Annotated in this window: 26 protein-coding genes and 1 tRNA gene; 14 read left to right on the top strand and 13 right to left on the bottom strand. The window is 47.7% G+C overall.

Annotated features, from left to right (window positions below; translation table 11 throughout):
• The first annotated feature begins 17 nt into the window (after window positions 1-17).
• Window positions 18-407 (top strand): YbaY family lipoprotein, encoded by a 390-nt coding sequence (locus CLC91_RS06865; protein ID WP_095498194.1) that lies wholly within the window; start codon window positions 18-20, stop codon window positions 405-407.
• Between the two features lie 20 nt (window positions 408-427).
• On the opposite strand, the gene CLC91_RS06860 is transcribed toward CLC91_RS06865, so the two are convergent.
• Window positions 428-1,168: an SDR family NAD(P)-dependent oxidoreductase gene (locus CLC91_RS06860; protein WP_095498193.1), complete on the bottom strand. Its 741-nt coding sequence runs from the start codon at window positions 1,166-1,168 to the stop codon at window positions 428-430.
• Window positions 1,169-1,325: 157 nt separating this feature from the next.
• Here CLC91_RS06860 and metA point away from each other — a divergent pair, with 157 nt between their 5' ends.
• The 7 genes from metA (at window position 1,326) to CLC91_RS06825 (ending at window position 9,111) form a co-directional block, all read left to right on the top strand.
• Complete coding sequence (gene metA / locus CLC91_RS06855; RefSeq protein WP_095500191.1) at window positions 1,326-2,273, top strand: homoserine O-acetyltransferase MetA; 948 nt, start codon at window positions 1,326-1,328, stop codon at window positions 2,271-2,273.
• A gap of 149 nt (window positions 2,274-2,422) precedes the next feature.
• On the top strand, window positions 2,423-3,595 hold the full coding sequence (locus tag CLC91_RS06850; protein ID WP_179287543.1) for a thiolase family protein: 1,173 nt from the start codon (window positions 2,423-2,425) through the stop codon (window positions 3,593-3,595).
• Between the two features lie 65 nt (window positions 3,596-3,660).
• A complete protein-coding gene (locus tag CLC91_RS06845; protein WP_095498190.1) occupies window positions 3,661-5,151 on the top strand; it encodes a CoA-acylating methylmalonate-semialdehyde dehydrogenase in 1,491 nt (496 codons plus the stop codon).
• 13 nt (window positions 5,152-5,164) lie between these two features.
• Window positions 5,165-6,322 carry an acyl-CoA dehydrogenase family protein gene (locus tag CLC91_RS06840; protein WP_095498189.1) on the top strand — a complete coding sequence of 386 codons (1,158 nt, stop codon included), beginning with the start codon at window positions 5,165-5,167 and terminating at the stop codon, window positions 6,320-6,322.
• Window positions 6,323-6,332: 10 nt separating this feature from the next.
• Entirely contained in the window at window positions 6,333-7,463 is a 1,131-nt protein-coding gene (locus tag CLC91_RS06835; RefSeq protein ID WP_095500190.1) for an enoyl-CoA hydratase/isomerase family protein, read from the top strand.
• A complete protein-coding gene (mmsB, locus tag CLC91_RS06830) occupies window positions 7,456-8,349 on the top strand; it encodes a 3-hydroxyisobutyrate dehydrogenase (protein WP_095500189.1) in 894 nt (297 codons plus the stop codon). Before CLC91_RS06835 ends, mmsB begins: the two co-directional genes overlap by 8 nt.
• On the top strand, window positions 8,350-9,111 hold the full coding sequence (locus CLC91_RS06825; protein ID WP_095498186.1) for an SDR family oxidoreductase: 762 nt from the start codon (window positions 8,350-8,352) through the stop codon (window positions 9,109-9,111).
• 15 nt (window positions 9,112-9,126) lie between these two features.
• Here CLC91_RS06825 and CLC91_RS06820 read toward each other — a convergent pair whose 3' ends face one another.
• Complete coding sequence (locus CLC91_RS06820) at window positions 9,127-9,549, bottom strand: GNAT family N-acetyltransferase (RefSeq protein ID WP_158220710.1); 423 nt, start codon at window positions 9,547-9,549, stop codon at window positions 9,127-9,129.
• An 84-nt stretch (window positions 9,550-9,633) separates the two neighbouring features.
• On the opposite strand from CLC91_RS06820, the gene CLC91_RS06815 reads away from it, so the two are divergent.
• The gene (locus CLC91_RS06815; RefSeq protein WP_095498184.1) at window positions 9,634-10,023 is read left to right on the top strand and encodes a hypothetical protein; all 390 of its coding nucleotides are present in this window, start codon (window positions 9,634-9,636) and stop codon (window positions 10,021-10,023) included.
• 27 nt (window positions 10,024-10,050) lie between these two features.
• Complete coding sequence (gene corA, locus CLC91_RS06810) at window positions 10,051-10,998, top strand: magnesium/cobalt transporter CorA (protein ID WP_095498183.1); 948 nt, start codon at window positions 10,051-10,053, stop codon at window positions 10,996-10,998.
• A gap of 65 nt (window positions 10,999-11,063) precedes the next feature.
• Here corA and CLC91_RS06805 read toward each other — a convergent pair whose 3' ends face one another.
• From CLC91_RS06805 to CLC91_RS06770, 7 genes are all read right to left on the bottom strand, one after another.
• Window positions 11,064-12,431 carry an ATP-binding protein gene (locus CLC91_RS06805; RefSeq protein ID WP_095498182.1) on the bottom strand — a complete coding sequence of 456 codons (1,368 nt, stop codon included), beginning with the start codon at window positions 12,429-12,431 and terminating at the stop codon, window positions 11,064-11,066.
• On the bottom strand, window positions 12,422-13,096 hold the full coding sequence (locus tag CLC91_RS06800) for a response regulator (protein ID WP_095498181.1): 675 nt from the start codon (window positions 13,094-13,096) through the stop codon (window positions 12,422-12,424). The genes CLC91_RS06805 and CLC91_RS06800 overlap by 10 nt, the downstream gene beginning before the upstream one ends.
• A 180-nt stretch (window positions 13,097-13,276) precedes the next feature.
• Window positions 13,277-13,831 (bottom strand): outer membrane beta-barrel protein, encoded by a 555-nt coding sequence (locus tag CLC91_RS06795; RefSeq protein WP_095498180.1) that lies wholly within the window; start codon window positions 13,829-13,831, stop codon window positions 13,277-13,279.
• Between the two features lie 183 nt (window positions 13,832-14,014).
• Entirely contained in the window at window positions 14,015-14,653 is a 639-nt protein-coding gene (locus tag CLC91_RS06790) for an outer membrane beta-barrel protein (protein ID WP_095498179.1), read from the bottom strand.
• Between the two features lie 113 nt (window positions 14,654-14,766).
• Entirely contained in the window at window positions 14,767-15,105 is a 339-nt protein-coding gene (locus CLC91_RS06785) for a hypothetical protein (RefSeq protein ID WP_095500188.1), read from the bottom strand.
• A gap of 75 nt (window positions 15,106-15,180) precedes the next feature.
• The gene (locus CLC91_RS06780) at window positions 15,181-16,059 is read right to left on the bottom strand and encodes a hypothetical protein (protein WP_095500187.1); all 879 of its coding nucleotides are present in this window, start codon (window positions 16,057-16,059) and stop codon (window positions 15,181-15,183) included.
• A 626-nt stretch (window positions 16,060-16,685) separates the two neighbouring features.
• Window positions 16,686-16,762: transfer RNA gene (locus CLC91_RS06770), tRNA-Pro, on the bottom strand.
• Window positions 16,763-16,945: 183 nt separating this feature from the next.
• Here CLC91_RS06770 and CLC91_RS06765 point away from each other — a divergent pair.
• Window positions 16,946-17,710 (top strand): hypothetical protein, encoded by a 765-nt coding sequence (locus CLC91_RS06765; protein WP_095498175.1) that lies wholly within the window; start codon window positions 16,946-16,948, stop codon window positions 17,708-17,710.
• A gap of 68 nt (window positions 17,711-17,778) precedes the next feature.
• On the opposite strand, the gene CLC91_RS06760 is transcribed toward CLC91_RS06765, so the two are convergent.
• From CLC91_RS06760 to CLC91_RS06750, 3 genes are all read right to left on the bottom strand, one after another.
• Window positions 17,779-18,561 (bottom strand): Zn-ribbon-containing protein, encoded by a 783-nt coding sequence (locus tag CLC91_RS06760; protein ID WP_095500186.1) that lies wholly within the window; start codon window positions 18,559-18,561, stop codon window positions 17,779-17,781.
• 15 nt (window positions 18,562-18,576) lie between these two features.
• Entirely contained in the window at window positions 18,577-20,355 is a 1,779-nt protein-coding gene (locus tag CLC91_RS06755; RefSeq protein WP_095498173.1) for a DUF3413 domain-containing protein, read from the bottom strand.
• A 67-nt stretch (window positions 20,356-20,422) separates the two neighbouring features.
• On the bottom strand, window positions 20,423-20,641 hold the full coding sequence (locus CLC91_RS06750) for a YejL family protein (protein ID WP_095498172.1): 219 nt from the start codon (window positions 20,639-20,641) through the stop codon (window positions 20,423-20,425).
• 75 nt (window positions 20,642-20,716) lie between these two features.
• On the opposite strand from CLC91_RS06750, the gene yejK reads away from it, so the two are divergent.
• Entirely contained in the window at window positions 20,717-21,760 is a 1,044-nt protein-coding gene (gene yejK, locus CLC91_RS06745) for a nucleoid-associated protein YejK (protein ID WP_095500185.1), read from the top strand.
• Window positions 21,761-21,812: 52 nt separating this feature from the next.
• Here yejK and CLC91_RS06740 read toward each other — a convergent pair whose 3' ends face one another.
• Window positions 21,813-23,159 carry a dihydroorotase gene (locus CLC91_RS06740; protein ID WP_095498170.1) on the bottom strand — a complete coding sequence of 449 codons (1,347 nt, stop codon included), beginning with the start codon at window positions 23,157-23,159 and terminating at the stop codon, window positions 21,813-21,815.
• 114 nt (window positions 23,160-23,273) lie between these two features.
• On the opposite strand from CLC91_RS06740, the gene CLC91_RS06735 reads away from it, so the two are divergent.
• Window positions 23,274-24,158: a 6-pyruvoyl trahydropterin synthase family protein gene (locus CLC91_RS06735; RefSeq protein WP_095498169.1), complete on the top strand. Its 885-nt coding sequence runs from the start codon at window positions 23,274-23,276 to the stop codon at window positions 24,156-24,158.
• A 2-nt stretch (window positions 24,159-24,160) separates the two neighbouring features.
• Window positions 24,161-24,997 carry a M23 family metallopeptidase gene (locus tag CLC91_RS06730; protein ID WP_095498168.1) on the top strand — a complete coding sequence of 279 codons (837 nt, stop codon included), beginning with the start codon at window positions 24,161-24,163 and terminating at the stop codon, window positions 24,995-24,997.
• Window positions 24,998-24,999 lie beyond the last annotated feature (2 nt).

The raw sequence follows: 24,999 nt of genomic DNA, 5'->3' as shown, positions 1-24,999 counted from the left end.
ACTAAGAGATACTGATTATGACTAAAAGATTGCTCGTTTTGTTATCGTTTGCACTAATGCTCATCAGCGGTTGTGTAACCGTACCGCCTGAAAAGCCGATTGTAGTGAGCGGTGCTGCTGGCTACCTTGAGCGTATTGCGCTACCGCGAGATGCGCGTATTACCATTGCTCTTATTGATATGGACACGCCGGGGGTTATTGTCGACCAAAAAACCTTTAATGTGGCGGTAACTCCGGTGCCGTTTAAGTTCTTGATTGAACGCAAAAACATTAACAGCAGCAGTAATTATGGGGTGGTAGCCATGATTGAGTCGAACGGCCGAGTGATTTTCCAAACCTACGATCGCTACCCAGTGATTAATAACGATGTATTTACCGCTGAGGTCATTATGAAACAGGCTCGCTAAGCGAGCCCGTTTTTCGACTGTTAGTCTTTGGTCTTCTTATTCCAGCGCCGGGTGTTATAGATGTAGCCCGGCAGTAAGGTAAACATCCACGCCACCAATCGCCAGCGTCGGGTAACGTAAAACTTGGCTTTTCCTTTCTTTAATCCCGCTAATATTTGCGCCGCAACCACAGGCAGTGGTGATAGCCACAATGTACGTCCTTGCTGGGCAAACTTGTCGAACTGCCCTAATTGTATGTCGCTAATAGTAACGCCCAACTTAAGCCGTTGGGCGTGCATGCGCATGCCTTCAAGGTAGTTGCTGGCATAGGCTTTAGATGCATGAAACGCCATGGCCGGACCGCCGCGAACGCCAGAGACGGAGTTAATCGCGGCTAATTGGCCGTAGCCCTGGTCGCTAAATAGCTCAAAGGCTTTATGACAAGCGCGGCTGAATCCAACCACGTTGACGTCAATGATGTCTTGGTCGATTTGCCAAGGCAGTTTGGGGTGGTAGGCGTTTAAGCCGGTATTGACGATGACTAAATGAACCCCTTCAAGCTGTTGCCATAACTGCTCTATGGTGTCGGCTATGGATTGAGGGCTGTTAATATCCACCTGTTGATACAAGGTGTTGTCAGGCAATTGGCTCTTCAGTTCATTAAGGGAGTCAAGCTCAGGCGCAATAAGCCCTAGCCGAACGTTTTCAGCGGCAAGCTGCAAGGCCAACTGCTGACTTAAGGCAGAACTGGCACCAAAAATGATTGCGGTGGTTTGTGACATGTTGAACAAACGATTAGAAGACAATGGCTAGAGTGTACCGCAAATTGTGGCAAAGAAAACGATAACCACTCAGATGTTTATGACGTCTAGAAGTGTAGACATCCAAAATGCCTAGTGTATTATACTCTCATTAGTTACTGATGACGCCGATGCCTTTATGCCTGTACGAATTCCTGATCATTTACCTGCTGCCGAAATTCTCACCGAAGAAAATATTTTCGTGATGTCGGAAACCCGAGCTGCGAATCAGGATATCCGCCCCATGAAGGTGTTGATCTTGAATTTAATGCCCAACAAAATTGAGACAGAAACTCAATTGCTCAGAATGCTCAGTAACACGCCTTTGCAGGTTAACGTCGATTTAATGCGCATTCACGACAAAGCTTCCAAACACACGCCCATGGATCACATGAACGCGTTTTATCGCGATTTTGATGAAATCAGCGAACAAAACTACGATGGCTTGATCATCACCGGCGCTCCATTAGGCCAGTTAGATTTCACCGAAGTCAGTTACTGGGGCAAAATTCAGCAAATTATGGACTGGAGTCAGCAGCACTGTACTTCGGTATTGTTCTTATGTTGGGCCGCCCATGCAGGTTTTTATCATCTTTATGATTTAAAGCGCCGCATTATGGACGAAAAACGCTCAGGGGTGTTTGAACATGAGCGGGTTCAACAGCACGTGCCATTATTACGAGGCTTTGACGATCGTTTCTTTGCGCCTCATTCACGCTATGCCGAAATGTCGCTTCAGGAATTACAAGACCATCCAGAATTAACGGTATTGGCCAGCTCCAAAGAGGTTGGGGCGTATTTGGTGATTTCAAAAGATAATCGTAATTTGTTTGTGATTGGCCATCCTGAATACCAAAGAGACACCTTGGCTTTTGAGTATGAGCGCGATTTAAGCGCTGGCTTGCAACCGACGCTTCCTAAAAACTACTTTAGCAACGATGACCCCAGCCAAGCCCCCATTGGTCGCTGGCACAGCCACGCCAATTTGCTCATTAGCAATTGGCTTAATTATTACGTTTATCAGTTAACCCCTTACAACTTGGAAACCGAATCCATCCAAGGCATTACCCCTTGGGAAGAGCAATAGCGACTCTTCATTACTACTGTCAACTTATAGCAACAACCCTTCACACATTTTGTGGTCAGACTTTGTATTAAATACTTGCTTTACGTTTGCGTAAACGTCATTGTGTGATACGAATAACAAAAATGGCCAAAATTTCGAAGGAAACCATCATGTCAAAGGTAGTAATTGTTGCTGCAAAACGCACGGCTATGGGCGGCTTTCAAGGCAGCCTATCTTCTGTCCCTGCTACAGATTTAGGGGCTCAAGCCATTAAAGCTGCCATGCAGCAAGCCAATTTGTCGTCAACTCAGGTTGATGAAGTGCTGATGGGCTGCGTGCTCCCCGCAGGACAAGGACAAGCGCCGGCGCGTCAAGCAAGCTTGAAAGCGGGACTGGATATTAGTGTGGGCGCCACCACAGTCAACAAGGTGTGTGGCTCGGGTATGAAAACCACCATGTTAGCCCACGACTTGATTAAAGCCGGCAGTGCAACAACGGTTGTTGCCGGTGGCATGGAAAGCATGAGTTTAGCGCCTTATTTGCTTGATAAAGCTCGCGGTGGCATGCGCATGGGCCACGGCAAAGTATTGGATCACATGTTTTTAGATGGCTTAGAAGATGCCTACACCGGCGGTGCCATGGGCAGCTTTGCTCAAAAAACAGCGGACGATTATGGCCTTGGTCGCGAGCACATGGATGACTATGCTCTGGAGAGCCTGCGTCGTGCCAATGCCGCTATTGAAAGCGGTGCCTTCAGTGACGAAATTACGCCAGTGACCTTCTCGACGCGCAAAGGCGAGGTCACGATAGAGGTCGATGAGCAGCCTGGGAACGCCCGCCCTGAGAAAATTCCGCAATTGCGTCCAGCGTTTACTAAAGACGGCACCATTACCGCCGCTAATTCCAGTTCGATATCCGATGGCGCTGCGGCATTAGTGCTCATGAGCGAAGAAGCGGCTAAGCAACAAGGGTTAACCATATTGGCAACCATTGAAGGCCATAGCACCCATTCGCAAAAGCCAGAAGAATTTACCATTGCCCCCGTCGGTGCGGTTAATGGCTTGCTTGAGCAAGTGGGCTGGCAAGCGTCAGACGTCGATTTGTTTGAAATTAACGAAGCCTTTGCCATGGTCACCATGCTGGCCATTCAAGAGCTTAAGCTCGATGGCGCTAAAGTGAACGTAAACGGCGGTGCCTGTGCTTTGGGGCATCCTATTGGCTGCTCTGGCGCGCGCTTAATTGTCACTCTTATTCATGCACTTAAAGCCCGTGGCTTACACCGAGGTGTGGCCTCTTTGTGTATTGGTGGTGGCGAAGCGACCGCAATCGCGTTAACGGTTTAAACAACAACGAATACAACAACGAATACAATAATAACAATACGCCTATAAAGGCTTAGGAAGATTCAATGAAACAAGTCTCACATTATATCGACGGCCAGTTTGTTTTAGGTGAAGGCAGTCGTCAAATTACGGTGACCAATCCGGCTAACAATGAAGCCATCGCCGTGGTGAATTGCGCTCAAGACAGCGAAGTAGAAGCGGCCATCGCCAGTGCCAAAAAAGCCTTTGACAGCTGGAAAGAAACGCCGGTATCTGAGCGCGCCCGGGTGATGTTGCGCTACCAAGCTTTGCTTAAAGAGCATCACGATGAATTGGCCGAAATTCTTGCCAAAGAAACCGGTAAAACCTTTGAAGACGCCAAAGGCGATGTTTGGCGCGGCATTGAAGTGGCTGAGCACGCTTGTAACGTTGCCAGTTTGTCCATGGGCGAGACGGTTGAAAACGTCGCACGAGCCATTGATACCTACAGCTACACCCAACCTTTGGGGGTTTGTGCCGGTATTACGCCGTTTAACTTTCCAGCGATGATCCCGTTATGGATGTTCCCAATTGCCATTGCTTGCGGTAATACCTTTGTTTTAAAACCGTCAGAGCAAGATCCAATGACGCCACAACGCTTAGTTGAGCTCTTTGAAATAGCGGGCGCACCGAAAGGAGTGCTGCAGTTGGTTCATGGCGACAAAACCGCCGTAGATATTTTGCTGACTCATCCAGACATTAAAGCCATTTCGTTTGTGGGCTCGGTTGGGGTTGGCCAATACGTTTACAAAACCGGTACCGATAACCTTAAGCGGGTACAAGCCTTTGCCGGTGCTAAAAACCACTCGGTGATTATGCCTGACGCTAACAAGAAACAAGTTATCAATAACCTGGTTGGGGCGTCTGTAGGCGCGGCAGGCCAGCGTTGTATGGCGATTTCGGTAGCGGTGTTTGTGGGCAGCTCAAAGCAATGGATTGACGAAGTGGCCGCTGAAATTGGCAAAGTCAAACCTGGCTTGTGGGATGATCCGGATGCCGGCTACGGCCCATTAATTTCACCGGCGGCGAAAGCGCGAGTGCTGTCTCTTATTGAAGAAGGTAAGCAACAAGGCGCCGACTGCTTAGTAGACGGCTCAAACTTCACCGTTGACGGTTATGAGTCGGGCAACTGGGTTGGCCCAACCGTGTTCTCTAAAGTCACGCCGTCGATGAGCATTTATCAAGAAGAGATTTTTGGCCCAGTATTGTGCTGCATTGAAGTGGATACCTTAGAAGAAGCTATTGCGTTAGTGAATGCATCACCTTATGGCAACGGCACCTCCATCTTTACCGCCAGCGGCGCAGCGGCTCGCAAGTACCAACACGAAGTTGAAGTGGGTCAGGTGGGGATTAACATTCCGATTCCAGTGCCATTACCTTTCTTCTCGTTCACCGGTTGGAAAGGCAGCTTTTATGGTGATCAACACGCCTATGGCAAGCAAGCGGTCAGATTTTACAGCGAAACCAAGACCATTACTGCCCGTTGGTTTGAAGAAGACATTGATACCGCACCCAACATGACCATAGCGCTTAAGTAGTAAGGAGTACGCCATGAATTTCAATTTAACCGAAGATCAGCAGGCGTTTGCTGAAGCGGCCCGTCAGTTTGCTGACAGCGAATTGGCGCCCAATGCCGGTCATTGGGACGAACATCACATCTTCCCTAAGGAAGTGATCAGTCAAGCCGGTGAGCTGGGCTTTTGCGGGCTTTACTCGCCGGAACATGCCGGCGGAATGGCGCTTTCGAGACTGGATTCGTCCATTATCTTTGAGCAACTCTCCACCGGCTGTACCGCCACCACCGCCATGCTTACCATTCACAACATGGCCAGCTGGATGCTTACCAGTTTTGGCCAAGCACAGCTTGTGCAGGAGTGGGGTGAATTGCTCACCAGCGGCACTAAGTTGGCGTCATACTGCTTAACCGAAGCCGGTGCGGGCTCTGATGCTGCCAATTTGGCCACTAAAGCTGTTACCGATGGCGACGATTATTTAATTTCCGGCTCTAAGGTGTTCATCTCAGGTGCTGGTGAAACGGATATTCTGATTGTGATGGCACGTACTGGCGGGCCCGGTGCTGGCGGTATTTCGGCAATCGCAGTGCCGGCTGACAGCGACGGTATTAGCTATGGTAAGCCGGAAATAAAAATGGGCTGGAATGCTCAGCCTACTCGGCAGGTGAATTTTGACAAGGTACGAGTGCCTCAAGCTAATCGTTTAGGGCAAGAAGGCGAAGGCTTTAAAATTGCCATGAAAGGCCTTGATGGCGGGCGCATTAACATTGCCAGTTGCTCACTGGGTACGGCGCAAGCGGCTCTGGATAGAGCGCGTGACTACATGCAAGAGCGCCAGCAGTTTGGCAAGCCCATTGCCGCGTTTCAAGCCTTGCAGTTTAAGTTAGCGGACATGGCCACCGAGTTAGTGGCGGCGCGTCAGCTGGTGCGATTAGCGGCCTTTAAGCTGGATGAAAACGATCCAGAGAAAACCGCTTATTGTGCTATGGCGAAACGCTTTGCTACCGATATTGGCATGAAGGTGTGCGATGCAGCTCTGCAGTTGCACGGCGGTTACGGCTACATTCGAGAGTACCCGTTAGAGCGTCACGTACGAGACGTGCGTGTTCATCAAATTCTTGAAGGCACCAATGAAATCATGCGACTTATTGTTGCTCGTCGCTTATTAGCCCAAGACGCTGGCGAAATACTGTAAGGGTCAGTTAATGGTTAAATTTGAAGAATTAGCTTGCAGTAATGGCCATGTCATTGGGTTGGCAACCTTAAGCGCGCCCAAATCGCTTAATGCCTTAAATTTGGACATGGTCGAGCAACTGTTGGAGCAATTACTGCAGTGGCAGCGTCAGGAAAAATTAGCGGCGGTGGTGCTCGCTGGCGAAGGCGACAAAGCCTTTTGTGCCGGTGGTGATGTGGTGTCGCTGCATCAAGCCGCGGCCAATGCATCTGGCCAAGTCAGTGACTGGGCCAGCGAGTTTTTTGCTAAAGAATATCGCCTTGACTACCTGATTCACAGCTACCGAAAACCCATTATTGTGTGGGGTTCCGGCTTTGTGATGGGCGGCGGTTTAGGGCTAATGGCCGGTGCCAGTCATCGCATCGTTACTCCAAGTTCGAGAATTGCGATGCCGGAAGTCACGATTGGGCTGTATCCGGATGTGGGAGCCAGTTATTTTCTGGCTAACATGCCGGGACAAATGGGCAAGTTCCTAGGCTTAACCGGTTACACCGTTGCCGCAGAAGACGCCTTGTACTTAGGGCTGGCGGATCATCAGTTAGCGGATGAACAGCTTCAACCTCTGCTTGAAGCGCTTACCCAAAGCCCTTGGGAAAACAGCGAACAACTTAACCATAAGCTTGCCCGCGCTTGTATTACACGCTTAGCAGCCAGTAGTGCGATAGCGCCAAGGGCGTCGGTGTTGGCGGACAGTCAGTCGCTGGTGGATGAGCTTATGGCGGGCAATATCAGCGATATTCTAGAGCGCTTTAATGCCTTAGAAACCGAGCAAAAGTGGCTATCTAAAGCCAAGCGTACCTTGCTAAGCGGCAGTCCGCTGTCGATAGCGCTTATTGACTGGCAGGCGAGTCGCTCGTCGCAACGCTCGTTGGCGACGTGTTTTCGAGAAGAGTTGGCCATGTCGTTGCATTGTCTTGCTTACGGTGACTTTATCGAAGGCGTACGCGCGCTGCTCATTGATAAAGACAAAAATCCACGCTTTAAATACGCAGCTTATCAAGACATTCCAGAAGCTGCGGTACAACAATTAGTACAATCGCCATGGGAGGCGCATTTGCACCCATTAGCGGATTTAGAAAATACAGGAGAGGCTTATGAGTAAGGTTGCTTTTATTGGCCTTGGCAACATGGGTGGGCCAATGGCCATTAACCTAATTAAAGCTGGCCATCAGGTCGCGGTGTTTGATTTGGTTCAGGCGGCTATCGACCCATTGGTTGCGTTAGGTGCTACTCAGGCGAGCAGCGCCAATCAAGCGGTGGTGGATGCTGATATTATCATCACCATGTTGCCTGCAGGCAGCCATGTGCGCACCTTATACCTTGGCGAGCAGGGGCTTATTAGCCATGCACGCTCTGGGGCGTTAATGATTGATTGTTCGACCATTGATGCCGATTCTGCGCGAACGGTTGCTGCAGCGGCCAAAGCGCAGGGGTTTGAGTTTGTGGATGCGCCGGTTTCTGGTGGTACCGCAGGAGCGGCTGCCGGTACGTTGACCTTCATTTGCGGCGGTAGCGAAGTGGCCATAGCGCGAGCAACCGAGGTGTTAAATGCCATGGGCTCGAACGTGTTTCATGCCGGTGACAGTGGTGCCGGGCAAGTGGCGAAAATTTGCAACAACCAGCTGCTGGCGGTGTTGATGATTGGCACGGCTGAAGCTTTGCAACTGGGCATAGATAATGGCCTTGATCCTGAAGTGTTGTCGGAAATCATGAAAGTAAGTAGTGGTGGTAACTGGGCCTTAGAAAAGTATAATCCCTGTCCTGGCGTTATGCCGAGCACACCTGCGAGCAACGACTATCAAGGTGGCTTTATGACCAATTTGATGGTGAAGGACTTAGGCCTAGCGGCGCAAGCAGCGCTGTCGAGCCAGTCTTCGGCACCCATGGGGGCGCTGGCCCGTAGCTTATACCAAGCACACGCTCGTTCTGGTAATGGCACGTCAGATTTTTCCAGTATCTTTAATTATTTTGCACGTAAGGATGTATAAATGCAGGTGAACGAATCCGTTATCGTTATCACAGGAGGCGCCCGCGGTCTGGGGTTTGCCATGGCCGAGAGCTTTGCTAATGCCGGTGCTAAGCTGGCAATCATTGATGCCGATGAGCAAGCGCTTAACAAAGCGGTGGGTGATATTGGTTCTAGCGGTGCAGAAGTGCAGGGCTATTGCGTTGACATTACCGACGAAGAGCTTATCAGCGATACCTTTAACTACATCCTCGAAGATTTTGGCAAAATTAGCGTGTTAATCAATAACGCCGGTATTTTGCGCGATGGCATGTTGGTCAAAGCAAAAGACGGCCAAATCACCGACAAAATGTCGCTCAGCCAGTTTAACTCGGTGATCAACGTGAATCTTGTTGGTTCGTTTTTGTGCGGTCGAGAAGCCGCAGCAGCCATGATCAAAAGCAATCAGCAAGGGCTTATTATTAACATGTCGTCCATTGCCCGCGCCGGTAACATGGGGCAGTCAAATTATGCCGCCTCTAAAGCCGGGGTTGCCGCAATGACCACCACCTGGGCCAGTGAGCTGGCGCGACATAATATTCGCAGCGTAGCCATTGCTCCTGGGGTCATTGAAACGGAAATGACCGCGGCGATGAAGCCACAAATGTTGGACCGATTGGTGAACATGGTACCGGTAGGGCGCTTGGGCCTCGCCGAAGAAATTGCCCACACAGCCCGTTACATTGTTGAAAATGACTATGTAAATGGCACCGTGATTGAAGTTAACGGCGGCTTGAAAATCTAGCCAGTTAGCCTTATGTCAGCTAAAGCAGGCCATAGCGACCAGCTTTGGCTGACGCGCTTTATAGCCACAAAAGCGCTGCAACAGCCCACTTGGCAAGCCCTCGGCTTGGCAAAGCTCAAAGCCACAGCGTTTGTAGAAATCCACCAGTGTGCGGTCGCAAAAAAGATAACAGGGCAGGTGCTGCTCGCGGCTTTTAATAACCAGTTTGCTGGCTAAGCCCAGATTGCGATAATCCGGGGCAATGACTAAGCCTCTGAGTAGCCAAACCTCATTAATGGGGACATATCGAACCACACCCACGCGAACATCGCTGCTTATTTGATAAACGACGTCGTGAGATTTTGCCTTACTGCGCTTGTAATGAGCCTGATAAAAGCGATTAATCAGTGGTCTTGATAGCTCGTTAACCTTGCTGACCAAGAAATTTTGTGTGTTCAATCGAAACCTTAACTGCAAGTGCTAACAATTCTTTGCCTAAGGGGTATACTGGCAATTGTAGCCAACTATACCTGAGATAAGCCTGTGCTAACCAAATTACTAATAACCGTCATCGTTATTCTATTGAGCCTGTTTGTATTAAAACAGCGAAAGCCGGTTGAAGTGGTGGACAAAACCGCCGATGTTACTGCGTTATCCCGTAAAGCTTTGTTAAAGTTTTACGCGACCTTGTGTTTGGGGGCTTTGATCATAGGCTCGCTGGTGTTTGTTGGCTGGCATTGGTATGACAATCAACAAATTATGCAAGTAACCATTAGCAATCCGAATACCGGTGATGCGCAAGTGTTTCTGGCTCGAAAAGGTGAAATAGGGGCCAGCTCTATGGTAACCATACAAGGTCAGCAAATTCGCATATCGCCCTTAGAAAGTGTTCGCATCGAACTTGCTCAAGCAAACGACGAAAGCGCTAACTAATACAACCCCCCGCTTGGGAGACAGCCATTGATTACCGCCTATCAATATCAAGACAACATTCTACACACCACCCAATTAACCTGCAGTGATACCATTCCCGAGGGAACCCTGTGGTTAGACGTTTTTCAGCCAGAAGACGATGAACGTCAGTGGCTGGCTACTTATTTTGTCGAAGAAGTACCAGAAGAAGACGACTTTAACGAAATTGAAGCCTCGGCGCGTTTTTATCTCGACAAAGACGGCTTACACATCAACAGCTTGTTTCCACAGCGTGTAGGGCAAGATCTGCGCACCGTTAACGTGTCCTTCAACTTACGTAAAGACTTTTTGCTCACCATACGAGAAGAAGACGTGGGCTTGATGCGTTTGCTGCGAAACTATTTGCGTTTGGGCCGACTGGAAAACATGACGCCGCCGGATTTATTTTTAGAGCTGTTTAATTTGAAAGTGGAGTACTTGTCGGACTTAATTGAAGACGTTTACACGGTATTGGAAAACGTCGGTGAGCAAGCGTTAAACGCCGAAGAATTGGACGATATTTTTAAGCTGATTACTTTCCAAGAAGACGCCAACGGTAAAATTCGACTGACCCTACTGGATACTCAGCGTTCTCTGCGTTACATGAACCGCTATTACCGTAAGGTCTTAAGCGAAGATAACGTTAAAGATTTAAAAGAGATGTTGGCGGACGTCGACTCACTGATGCCCCACAGCCAGTTCATTTTCGACAAGCTGAACTTTTTGCTGGATGCGGCGGTTGGCTTAAGTGGTTTGCAGCAAAATAAAATCATTAAAATTTTCTCAGTCGCCGCGGTGGTGTTTTTACCGCCGACGGTAATTGCCAGCAGTTACGGCATGAACTTTGAGAACATGCCGGAGTTGGATTGGCAATACGGCTACCCAATGGCCATTGGCATGATGCTCGCCAGCGCCGTGGGAACCTATTTGTTTTTCCGCAGAAAAGGCTGGTTGTAGGTCATCGTCAAAGCGAGGCTGTGCGGTAAGCAAGGCTATAGAGACGAGGCGCTTCAGAGCATTGCTTACACTTTTTCCGATTTAATCGGAATGCGGATCTCGAACTTGGCACCTTCAAGCTCTGAGGTTTCTATGGTAATGCGGCCGTTATAAGATGCGACGATCTCGTTACACACCGCAAGACCAATGCCTTGCCCGGCTGAGCGCGTATCGGCGCGTACGCCTCGCTCTAAAATCTTGTCTCTAAGCTCTGGAGCAACCCCTTCACCGTCGTCTTCCACCCACAAAATCAGCTGCTCATCAACACTCTTTGCTGTGACTCTGACTTGGCTAATGCACAGTCTAAAGGCGTTTTCCATTAAGTTGCCAAGCAGCTCCATAATGTCGCCTTTAGAGCCGGGGAAAAGGGCATCAGCCTCCACTCGTTGCTGATAAGTGACTTGCTTGTCTTGATAGACCTTGTTCAACATTGGGGCCAGTTGCTCCAGTATTGGCAACAGCGCTGTTGATTCGTGCTGCAGGCCTTGTCGACCCAGCATGGCTCGCTTAAGTTGATATTTAACCAGCAAGTCCATTTGCCCCACTTGATTCATCACTTCATCCATCAATTGATGGCGTTCTAAATTCTTGTCGTCCATTAGGGCATGCACTGCGGCAAGACGAGTTTTCAAGCTATGAGCCAGGTCATTCATGGCATTTTGGTAGCGACTTTGCTGAGCGTCGGACTGTTCCAGCAATTGGTTCACGGCTTGTGTAACGCCATCAAGCTCCACCGGGTATTGTGGCGACAGCGCTCGGCGCTTACCTTCGGTGATGCGTTGCAACTCAGATTGCATTTTCACCAATGGCTGCATTCCCCAAATGCTGGCAAGGATCATCAGCACCAAAGCCAATGCCAATACTATGGCGAGCTTGATAAAGGTGTTGCGGGAAAACTTATTGTACTCTTGTTCGATTTGCTCAGCATCTTTCATCACCAGCAAGTTATAAGGGTGGCCGCCTAGCTCGACTTCTAATAGATAAAGAAAGTAATTTTTTTGGTCGGCGAGGGTGGCATAGTAGGGTGGGGCTTCGTTGCGAATAAGATTAAAGCGTTCACAGGTGTCAAATAAGCCAAGTTCAACCGCTTTCGCTGAGGTCCACACTTGATTGTAATGAATGGAGCATGACGCAATGAGATATTGCTTACGAATGCTGTTTTCTTCAAGCCAAGTGGAGTCTTCGGGAATTAAATCGTGTTCCCTTAACTCGGCGGCAACGTTGGGTATTTGCGCGATAAGCTTAGCGGTTTCTTTGTTGTAACTGTTTTGTACGTGCTGCTCATTCACCATGATGGCTAGGCCAAAGCCCACCAATGCAATGATGGACAGAGAGGTGAGAAACACCCGGGTTAACAGGCGTTTCTTAGGGCGCAGCATGCGTATTAGTTGCATGAGCGATTAAACTTGTAGCCCTGGCCGCGGATGGTGACAATTGAATTATCAAGACCGCCGTTGGTCAGTTTTTTACGCAAACGGGACACCATGACCTCAATGGTGTTCGGATCGCCTTCTTTATCGCCATAAAGCACGTCAAGCAGTCGCTGCTTAGACACCACTTCTTGATGATGTCGCATCAAATATTCAAGAATTTGATACTCAAAAGCGGTAATTTCCATGGGCTCTTGAGACAAGGTTACTTGCTTGGCGGCTAAATCGAGCTCTAAGTGCTCGCAGGTAATGACGGTTTTAACAAAACCGGCACTGCGACGCACTAAGGCATTCAAGCGAGCCACCAATTCTTCTTTTTGAAACGGTTTTACCAGGTAGTCATCGGCACCGGCGTTTAAGCCTTCCACTTTGTCTTGCCAATTGACTCGCGCGGTTAGAATGAGTATCGGTGCTTTAACGCCGGCTTCGCGAATTTGCTGAATGAGGGTAATGCCGTCTTGATCCGGCAAACCTAAGTCTACGATGGCGATTTCGATCGGGTAATTACTGGCTTGGTATAAGCCTTCAGTCGCGTTAGGGGCCACTTGTACAATGTTCCCCATGTCTTCCAATTGTACCTTTAGGTGATGCGATAAAATGGCATCATCTTCAACGACCAAAATTCTCATAGTTTCCTAACCTCTGATTTTTACAATGCTAGTGTAGCCTGATTACGAGGCTCTGCCAATCGAGGTAGATACTATAACTAACAACAACTTAATGTTGCCTGAATATGGGTATAAGAAATGACCAAAAACGCAAAAAGCCCATCGAAAATGGGCTTGTTCTATAACTAGGCTTGCTATCGATTAAAAGCGGTAATCAATGCCTACATAAAGCTGTTGGGTATTGTCAATGGCTAAGGTGCTGCCAGTGTTTGCGCCTTTGGCTTTCATGTCGTGTTTTAGGTAGCGGTAACCTAATTCAGTGCTAATGCCATTATCAAAATTGTAAGACAAGCCGGTTTGAACGCCGTAAGCCATTTTTGCTTCGTTACCAAGGCTGCCATCTTTGAATACACCGGCACCAGCACTCACACCACCAAACCATTTCAAACGGGTATCGCCGATATTAACTAAATAGTCGTAAGAGGCCAGAATGTTATGATTGCGCATATCGCCTTTTTTGTTTGGATCGTATATGCCCTCGGCACGGCTATAGCTGCCGGTAATGCGATGGTTGTCGGCAATAATAACACCGGCACGAAGGCCTAAAGCGGTGTCGCTAGAGCGAGTGCGATCCTTATCGAGTTTTACTTCTGTTGCCTGACTTCCAGCAGTGGCACCGATAAAAAATTCGGTAGCTATGGCAGGGGTGGTAGCTAGCGTGGCGAAAAGGGCTATTAGGGGTTTGTTAGCGCGCATGGTTGTACTCTCTTATTTTGCTAAGGTTAGCTCAGTCAATCGCAGAGCCTGTGTGAATGACTAGAGAGTCTACGGGTTTATGCTTAACCGCTACTGAACAGGAATAAGAGTTCCTTTTAATTGTTGCTGAGAATAAAAAAGGCACCGTAACGGTGCCTTGATAGCATGGCTTAAGCGGCCTAATTAAAAACGGTAATCAACGCCTAAGTACAGTTGTTGGCTATTGTTAATATCAAAAGCGGCGTAGTCGAAGCTAGTAGGGGAGACTTCTGGCAAGGTGCTGCTCGAGTAGTCCTGCTTTAAGTAGCGATACCCTAGTTCAGCGCTAACGGCTTGGGTTACACGGTAGTTTAAGCCAACCTGGCCACCGTAAACAAAGTCATTACTTGAACCTACGTCAGCGGTGTGAACTTTTGAGTTGGCGCTACCAATGGTGGCACCAATAAATGCGCTTAGGCGATTGTCTGCTGATAAAGGAATCAGATAATCATAAGAGGCTAAGATGTTGCGTTGCTCGAACTTAGTGTTGTTGAGGGAATGGATTTTTCCATCGTTAACACTGTAGCTTAAAGTTGCTCGGTGCTGAGTGGCATCGCCAAAGTACATACCGGCCTTAAGTTCATAAAAACCATCACGCTCGCTTGTTGAGCCGCTATTAATGTCGGCGTTGGCCGGAGCAGGTGTCAACATGTTATGGGTTTTATAGTCAAAGCTGTTTTGTTGGACGCCCAAATTACCGCCAATAAAAAACTCGGTCGCTAATGCTGGGGTGGCTGCTAGACAAGTTGACGTAGCAAGTGCAGCTAAGGTTAGTTTTTTCATTTTACTCTCTCCAAAGTAACTTTTAGGTTTTGTTCGAGAGCAATCCTAGAGCACACTAGCTGAACTGGTACTGAATAAATTTTCGGTAACCAATTGATTTTAGTTAGGAATAATTATTCCTTTCGGTTGGTTTTGAATCGTTTTGTTAGATCGCCACTGAACTTAACTGCCAGCAAAGTAAAGGCAATGACCGAGGCCATAATAATGCTCAGGCGGATATAATCTTGGCCAAGGGCTAAACGTTGCTGTACTAGGCTCCAACTAGAGATTGTCCACTCAATGGCAGCCACAGTTAAGGCGCCTTGCAGCAGTCTAATGGTAATGGGGTTACGGCCTAACAACAGCAAAGGTAAACACAGACTAACGCCGGTTAGCAGCAGATGGTCAAAGCGCAGGAAGTGTGCGGCTAACAACAAACAGGCTAAAACGATGATTGTGACTCGATACCACATAGTGAGCGCTCTCTAAAAAATTTTCGCTATAGTAGCCAATTCTAATCGCTGGAAATGCTTAGTTTGTCACAGCCTTTAGAATTGAAATGAGAGCGTTGCCACCGGGCCAAAGAAGCGATAACCAAACTTAGGTGACTGGCTGTTAAAACTAAGCTCACTGGAAAAATGCAAGTAACTGTAGCCGAAATAGGCGTTCAAGCGAGGCATTAATTGATAGTTAAGGCCGGCATTAACATCGAAAAAGCGGCCTTTTAGGCTACTGGTATCAATGCCATAGACTCGTCCTCTGCCGCTGAGATCCCAGCCTTTATAAATTCGATAACTGCCATAAACGCCAATATTCAGCAGTGGATGAGCCGATGATTCCGACACCGATTCAGTGGTTGTCGGGCAACTCGCACCCGGTGGACAAATAGCGGATAGGCCATCGAGGCCAAAACGTACTTTGATTCTGTGCAAGCCAGCCAGTACACCAAATTCCGACTCTGCTTCATTCCGAAGCGGATAGCCATAGCTTGCCGATGCAATTTCAATGTTTAATTGAGACGCTATGAAACTGCCTGAACGTCCCTGTAAGGTTTGCCCTTGATAGTGATAATCGAACGATGGACCGTTAAAGTCGCCGGCTTCACGACGCTTAAGGTCTAAGTATTCTATCCATATTCTGTGTTGATTGTTTAAGCGAGTTTGAAAGCTAACGATAGGGACGGCTTCGCGAGCGTTAAGCTTAAAGTCGTCTTCAAAATCTAAGCGAATGGAGCGTTGTCCCTGAGGTAACTCTACGCTCGAGTTGGAGTCTGAATAAAAGCCTCCGAACTCAAGTTTGAATTCTGCAGCGCTTAATGGCGTACACAATAGCCCGGCGGCAACTAGCCCGACAACTTGCCAGAGGGGTAGCCTGGTGGAAAAACACTCGACGTGAGTTCGAGAGCAAAAGTTAATGATTCCATTCATAATGCTCACTTTGCCAAAAATTGAACAGAATAACCACTGGGTTTAGCGGTTTTTCTTTACTCTGCATCTTGCTAGAATTAGGGTTTTTAATTTTGTTGGGTAATACGGATTTGGCGTTTGACACCAAAAAAGTAGAATATCGAGGTAAAACAGCTCATTTGATTGATCTGGCGCATTCGATTACCCATTATTCGCAGAAATACTATTGCGAATGCAAAAAGCCCGCCCGTTATTTACTGCTCTCTCAGGGACGCCGAACCGGATTTTGCCAAGCTTGCTGGCAAAAAGAAGAGCTGGATAGCATCTAAGTATTCCAACCTTTTACCCTTATCTCCTGTCTTAGTTATGCGTGTGTACAAATTGCTCTAAATTCAGCTGTGGTTAAGCTTTCAGGCTGATTTGTTCAGCCTCTATTCAACCGTTGTTGGTTATTATATGTGCAACTTAATTAGGAACTTAAACGCCGAGAGGCAGGAGATTATCATGTTTGCAGTTATCGCTTTATTTGCCATTGTTTTTACTTTAGATGTAATGAACAAAGACAAGGCGACTCGTTTTAATGGCTAAAACGCAAGTTCGGCTACAAAAAGAATAAGCCCGCAATTTTCATTGCGGGCTTTTTGGTTTGGTCGGGCATACAGGATTTGAACCTGTGACCACCGCGCCCCCAGCACGGTGCGCTACCAGACTGCGCTAATGCCCGAATAGCGGTAATGCTACGGTTGTTCGCTACCTCATGTCAACTTTCCTCAACACAACTGCCGACTAATTAAGCGACTTTGTGTTGTCCGCTTCACACAATTTAAGAAAATGGCTCCACATTCACAATTTGTTATTTACGTAAACTGAAATCGTCAACCCATTGAAACGAATTTAAGAGAGCCTAATGATGAATACCAAGACCATGAAAATTGCCGCTGTAGTTGCTTCTGTTTTAGCCCTATCTGCTTGTAACAGCGACGATGCTAAAGAAGCGCTAGACCACGCTAAAGACCAAGTTCAAGGAATTGTAGATGGCGACACTGTTTATTTCCAAACCGTAAACATGGTGATGAACGGCGACACAGGTGCTCAGGTCTCTCTATACGATGCAGCTGTTGGTGCTAACATGAAGCCATTGTTCGATGGTGAGAAAAATCAAAGTTCAATTTATCAAAATTCACACATCAACATTCACGCCGGTGGTGATAAGCATACGGTATCACTTGCGCTAGAAGATGTTGGTACTAATAAAACCATTGAAACGAAAGACATTTCAGTGCGTAAAGACGATTACAAGCTGATTATTGCTTACGGTCAAAATGAAAATGACAAAGCGGGCTTAGTGATTCAAGACGCACCAGAAGCGGTTGCCAGCAGCGATAACATGCGAGTTTTCGTAGCGGACTACAGTGATACTGAGTTAAAAACGCCAAGTAAAGTAAGCTTCAATGGCACCAGCGTAGACTTAAAAGATGGCCTAATCTCGGCGCCATTTACGGTTGCAAAAGCTGAAGCTAATCAAAGGCTTGAAGTGACGGCTGCGAGCGGAGCTGCGCTTGGTACCTGCGAATTTAGCCCAACTGATTTTAAAGTTGATAATGTGTTGCTAGTACTATCAGCTGACCAGCAAACTTGCTACAGCATGCCTCTTCAAGTAGCGCCTCAATAAGCGATACTTAATAGTGAAAAAACGGCTGGCATTGTCCAGCCGTTTTTTGTTGTCGCTCACAAGCCTTATTAAGAACCTTGTAAGTTCCAACTCAGGTTGGATACCAAGCGACAAGCGTCGCATTTAAAATCGAATACGTCGAAAAGCGGCTGGTCTAATAACCAGTCGCTTTTGCATTTAGGGCAGGTTAGTTGTTTTTCCTGGCTTAAAGACTCGCCGCCAACGCGATACAGGTAGTAATAGGTTGGGGTGTCAGATAAGCGCTCTATGCTTTGCGCTATGGCATAACCTTTAGCAAACAGTTCGCTGTCAATTGAGCCCAGTTCGAACAGAGCTTGGGATTCTACAGCGCTGTAGGTACCTTGAATTTGCAGTTCGTCGAGTGCCGCCCAAGCCTGTTGCCAACGCAATATTGGTCGGTAATCGTGTTCACCAAGTCGGGGCAGCGTATAAAGGGGGATGGGGGCAAAATCATTACCGCAACGCAGCGGTGAACAACTGCTTAAATAGTTAGTGAACAGCACCTGCCAGTTGCGTTGTTGGCATTGGTCACTGTGATCAGAGTGCAGGTCTATGCCGTCGATTTTGACCCGGGGGGTAGTTAACCCCACTTGGTTTAAGGTGTGTCGCCAATGCTTAACCGACGGCGAGTCATAAATGCCGTTAAGGCTATCTTTAGCAGGCAGTACCACTCGAGTGGTAAAGCAAGCATCCACCATTTGAGTGGGGAACTCTCGTCCTAATAACTGACCATTGTCGCGCAGGGCGTCAATAAACCCCGTGATGGCCCAGTTAAGCTCGGACAATTGAGCATCGCGAAAGCACGCCAGCTGAATATGGGCTATGTACACGGGCAGTCTTAACGGCTATTTATCAACAAAACGTTGGGTTTCTCGCATTACCTCAATTAAAGGTTTTGCTCGTAATCGATAGTCGCGCTTGCGATTAAAGTCTCCGTCATAAATTCGATACTTGCCATGGCGGTTAATGACAGTCACTCGCCCTTGTTGATAAATGGCGAAATTTCTTGCATTACCAGCGTAGACCCACTGTTGAGTGCTAGGTGCCATTAAACTTGTGCCAGAGCTGTAGTCGGATACTGGGTTGCTGCACATGGCCGTACGGCTTAACAGGGTAGCCACCAAGCCATTGTGAGAGGTGACGTAATCTACGTCGCTGTTATCCAGTTGAGGCCAGTGCATGACCAGTGGAACTCGCACCGATTCTGGGGCTAGGTTGTTGCGATAACTGGCGATATCACTGCTAAATACCATGCCATTAATACCGGTTATGATGATGTTGGTGTTTGGAGCTTGTGCCGCTAACAAGGCATGCAGGCGATCGTCTAACGCATGCAAAGACTGGCGGTATTGATTAAACAAAATGCGTTCGGCAACGTTGTATTGCAGGGGCGCTTTGGTGGTCGCAATTCCTAAATAACCGGTTGGGGTATCATAGCTGGAAGGACCGCTTAGTCGCACCACATTAAACCAGGGCGCTGTGTGGGTTGGTTGCTGAGTGAGGTAATTGGCAACGATGGCTTTATCGGTATTGGCTTGGTTGGCTAAGTTCTCGCTGGGGTGTTGTTGAAAATTAGCCAATTGCAGAGCGCTATTGGCCTGCTCGCTACTGGAGTACCAGTTCAGTTGGTAACCCAAGTCAGTTAACACCTGTGACAACACCGGAGGAGTGTTATCGGACTCTATGGCGTCTATGTAGTTACCTTGGAGGCCGTATAGAATACTGAACAATCCGGTTCTGGCGTTAGAGCCGCCGCTGTAGTGCTGATTGTAACGGCGATTAAGCTGGGCATATTGGCTGAAAAAGGGCATGGTTTCGGCATCAACCATATCCGCTCGCCAGCCATCGACAACCACCATCAGTACGTTATTAGGCTTGCTTAAATTCTGGCAGGACATTTCGGCTAAAGGATAGTTTAGTTGAGTCTCTGTAGGCGTTGCTACCGTCGGTAGTTCTTGCTCGATTCCATGCTCCGCCATGAACGAGCGAGCGGTTGCTGGGTAACTTAACGGCAAGAGTACGTCTTGCCTGGTAATGCGGGTTTCTTGGGTTAAGTCGGCCCAAATGTGGACTAAATGGCTGCCAAAGAAACTGATCGCCACGGCAATAACGACCTTAGGGCCCCAGTTTTTCTTCTGAATTTTTCGTATTCGTCGCCAAATCCAGTTGGCGACCACTAATTGAATGGTGACCAGCACACTCAAGGTGAGCAATGCCGATGAGCCATGAATAACGGAACTTAGATTGGAATAGGCGAGTTCGAAGGAAAAAGGGCTTAAGTGAATGCCATAGCTTTTAAACACCTGAACATCGAACAGCAAAATGGTTTGCGCGAAGCTTGCCAGTATAGCTGCAAAGCCTCGCAAAAAGCTTGAATAAGGCAACAGCAAGGTTGCTGGAAACAAAAACAGCAAATAAATCATGAAGGCTAAGAACACAAAATGACCGAAGCTGCTGGCAAGGAAATAACTCCAGCCAACCAGGCCTTCCGGTGAGCCGATGGCCGATAGATATCGGAATCCGATTAAGACCGCCAGTACACCGTTAAAAAAGGCGAACCAATGCCCCCAGTTTATTAGGGCCGAGGTGGTTTCTCTTTTTTGATTCTCAGCTTGCTTAAGCATTGCTGAAATTTCCTTAAAATAGATAAGCTTGCCTTACATACCATAGTGGTTATAAGGCTAAATTTCATTAGTTTTCTGCAATCGACTGCTGCAAAACATCAGCAAACTGTTTGGCCAGCATAGCGCGTTGCTCTGGAGCGACTCGCGAATTGATCAGGTGGCTAATGGTGTTTCCTAAAACCATGATACTCAAATCTAGAGGCGCTTGCTTTTGGTCAAGCTGGTCGATAATTGCGTTAACCAAGTCTTCAACTTGCTCGTTACTGTATTTTGATACTAATGCCATAGTGACATGTCTTCGCTTTAGTGGATAATAGCCGCCTATAATACCGAAATTTTATCACTATCACTATTGACCGCTATGACTATTAATATTGAAACGGCGATTATTCACGCAATTGTTGCCCAAAATGATGGCAAGCTTGCCTGTCGTTTGCGACCGCAACCGCTAAATGACAGCCAGGCTTTGACCCATACTATCGAAGAGCTTCATCGCATTTATACCGCTAAACCGGGTAAAGGTTATGGATTCTTTGGTTTACCGGAATCCGAAACGGATACAGCAGCAGAAGTTAATACCGACTTTAAGGAGGCATTAGCCGCCTACCGCCAAAATCAACTGGGGTTTGTTGAATTTTCGAGCAAGGCGGGGGAGCTTCTGCAAAACGAGTTGGCTAAATACGATTTTGCTCAAGGCGGTTTTTTGCTGCTATCAAGCTACAGTCACCTTGCTGACGATTACTTGTTTGTTGCTTTGTTAAGCGCCAAACAATCGTTAACGGTGAATGATGACATGGAATTACGCCAAAACGACCATCTGGATTTAGCCAATCTGCAATTAGCGGCGCGCGTTAATTTAAGCGAGTGGGATGCAGATCCGCAAAGTCGCAAGTACATAAGTTTTGTAAAAGGTCGGGCGGGCCGGAAAGTGGCGGATTTCTTTTTAGATTTTATGGGCTGTAGCGAAGGTCTTAATGTAAAGGCGCAAAATAAATCACTGATGGTGGCGGTGGAAGATTGCGTGGCTGCCACGGAGTTGGATAAAGAAGAGCGCCAACAGGTGCGAGAAGTTTTGTTTGACTACTGTAGCGATAAAGTGGATCAAGGCAGCAGCGTAAAACTGCCGGAATTGTCTGAGCAGCTGGCTCAGGCTGGTTTGGACAGCTTTTACGATTTCACTAATGCCGGAGAATACGGATTAGAAGACGAGTTTGATGGTGATAAAGCCACCTTACGCCAACTTAAGAAGTTTGCTGGCAGCGGCGGCGGCGTGTCCATTAGTTTTGACGCGAGCCATTTAGGTGAGCGGGTGGTGTACAACACCATTCATGACACCCTGACGATTAAAGGGGTGCCACCTAATTTGAAAGATCAGCTACTGCGCCGCTTAAAAGGCGGTGATTAAAAGAAAAAAGCGCTGCTTATTTGGCAGCGCTTTTTGTTTGATTAGGCGGCTGTTAGTCGCGATTGAACGCCAGTCGCTCACCCAGTTGATTATCAACGATATTGGTGCCATCGAACATGAGTGTGCCGTTTACCCAAGTTGCCGCAATGCTTGAATTAAACTGATGGCCTTCAAAGGGCGACCATTTGCAGTGATACAGCAGGTTGTCTTTGGTCACTGTATAAGGCGAGTCCAAATCCAGTAGCACCAAGTCGGCGTGATAGCCTTCGCGCAAGTAGCCACGGTCCGCTAATTGATAGCGCTCGGCCACCGCATGCGAGGTTTTCTCTACGATTTTTTCTAATGTGAACAAACCATTGTGGTAATGCTCCAGCAAGCTCAGCAGGGCATGCTGCACCAGCGGCACGCCAGAGGGTGCATTGAAGTATTTGTTTTGCTTTTCGTCCCACGTATGGGGCGCGTGATCGGTTGCGATGATGTCGATGACATTGTCGTTCACCGCCTTAATGAGTGCCATTTTATCCGATTGCTTTTTAACCGACGGGTTGCACTTAATTTGGCTGCCCAAGCGAGTGTAGTCGCTGTCATTAAAATACAAATGGTGGACGCACACTTCTGCGGTAATGTTGGCACTACTGAGCTGTGAAAGCTGCTTGGCCGGCTTAAACATTTCGAGCTCTTCAGCTGTGGTTAAGTGCAGAACGTGTAATCGAGCCTGATGTTTCTTTGCCAATTCAACCGCGAGCGATGAAGATTTGTAGCAAGCTTCGCGACTGCGAATTTCACCGTGTAACTCCATGGGCACGTCGTCGCCATATTTGGCGCGAGCCAACTCTTCTTGTTCGGTAATGGTTGGGGTGTCTTCGCAATGGGTCGCAATCAAGGTAGGCGCATTGGCAAAAATGCCTTCAAGCGCTTCAATGTTATCTACTAACATATTGCCAGTTGAGGCACCCATGAAGGTTTTTACGCCACAGGCTTGATTCGGATCTAAACGCTTGATGACTTCAAGGTTGTCATTGGTGGCACCTAAATAAAAACTGAAGTTGGCAACGGCTTTGGTGGCCGCGAGTGCGTATTTATCTTCTAACGCCTCTAGCGTGGTGGTTTGCGGATTTACGTTCGGCATTTCCATGAAACTGGTGATGCCGCCAGCAACACAGGCGCGGGATTCAGAGCCTATGTTTCCCTTGTTCGGAAAACCGGGTTCGCGGAAATGAACTTGATCGTCGATCATCCCTGGAATTAAATATTTTCCATCGGCATCAATAACCTTTGTATTGGCATCTGGGGTTATTGTGTCGTCGATTCGTGCAATTCTACCAGCATCTATGAGCAGATCTTGTTGGCGAATTTGTCCTTGGTTTACCAGCTTTGCATTGCGAATTAAGGTTTTCATGCTGTACCTAATGATTATTTTAATTTCAGCTAAGGGTGTCACTGACATATAATAACCCAATCACACCGTGAATACATATTAGGGTGGACTGTTTCTCTGCCCAGGAGCGTTTAATTGAAGTTATTTGTTAAGGATCTAACCGTCGCCGATTTTTCTTATTTATGCCCTAAAAGAGGCATGGTAGGGGAAAGCTGGAGTGTTGATGTCACGCTAACCGGTGGGTTGGATGAGCAAAATATGGTGCTGGATTTTTCTAAAGTGAAAAAGCGCATCAAACAAGTTATTGATGAGCTGGTGGACCATCGTTTATTGGTACCCACTTCATCGGCCAGTTGTCGTTGGCAGCAAAAAGGGCAGACGGTTTGGGTAGATTTCGAAACCGAAAAAGGTGATATCTATTTGTCGTGCCCAGCTCAAGCCTACGCCTTAATTCCGAACGAGCGCATTGATGAAGCGGCCGTTGTTGAGTATTTAACAGCGCCTTTATTGGAAGCGTTGCCCACCAATGTGCTGGATCTTGAGTTGAGTTTTAGAGCCGAACACTTGGCAACACCTTATTATCATTACAGCCACGGTTTAAAGCGTCACGACGGTAATTGTCAACGCATTGCTCACGGTCATCGTAGCCCGGTAGAAGTTTATTTAAATAAAGTTCGCAGCGAAGCCATGGAGCGCTATTGGGCGAATCGTTGGCAAGATCGCTACCTTGGCAGTGAAGAAGATTTAGTGGCGTTAGAGTCGTTAACCCTTTCAAGTCAATGTGAGGCGAGCGTTAACAGTCACTATGGCTTTTGTTATCAGGCACCGCAAGGGTGTTTTCAATTAGCGATCCCAATGGCAATATGTGACATTATACCGACCGACACAACCGTGGAATTACTGGCGCAATACATGGCCCAACAAACCGCGGAACTGAATCATTATAAAAATGTCGAAGTGGTTGCTTACGAGGGTATCGGAAAGGGCGCAATTGCCTTTTGCCAAATTGGTGAAACATAACAATGAATAAATGGATAGTTGGGTTAGTGGCACTGTGCACAAATGCCAGTGTTTTTGCAGAAACGTTGCTTCAGGGAGAAATGATCCAAGGGGCATTGGTGCGTGGACAAACAACGCCCAACTCAGTAGTGCATTTGGACGATCAGCAACTGCAGGTGTCTGAGCAAGGATACTTTGTCTTTGGTTTTGATCGGGATTCAAAGAGTAATCACCAATTAGTGATTGAACATCCAGATGGTGAAGTAGAAACCATTGCTCTTGACGTTGAGAGCAGAGACTATCAAAAGCAGGTGATTGAAGGCATTGCTCAGCGCATTATGCAGCCCAGCGAAGAAGACATCGCCCGAGCGTCTGATAATGCCCAAATGGTGCATCAAGCTCGTAATCAATTCAGTGACCGGAATGACTATCGCGCTGATTTTCAATGGCCAGCCTTAGGTAGGATTAGTGGTGTTTATGGCAGTCAACGAATTTACAATGGCGTTCCCGGCCGTCCTCACTTTGGTGTTGATGTAGCTAACCCTACTGGAAGCCCTGTTGTCGCGCCAGCAAACGGCGTGGTGACGGTTGCCGACGCCGATATGTTTTATTCCGGCGGTACCATCATTATCGACCATGGTTATGGAGTGTCTTCGTCGTACTTGCATTTAAGCAAACTGTCGGTGGAAGTGGGTGAGGAAGTGAGTGCAGGCGATAAAATTGGGGAAATTGGCGCGACCGGTCGAGTAACCGGGCCGCACTTAGATTGGCGCCTTAACTGGTTTCAATTGCGCCTCGATCCGCAGCTCATTGTGCCGCCTATGAAACAAGCCATTGCCGAGGCCAAAAAACAACAATAACC

This window comes from Paraferrimonas haliotis, assembly GCF_002282895.1.
GTDB classification, from domain to species: Bacteria; Pseudomonadota; Gammaproteobacteria; order Enterobacterales; family Shewanellaceae; genus Paraferrimonas; species Paraferrimonas haliotis.
This window is presented reverse-complemented; position numbering and strand designations above follow the sequence as displayed.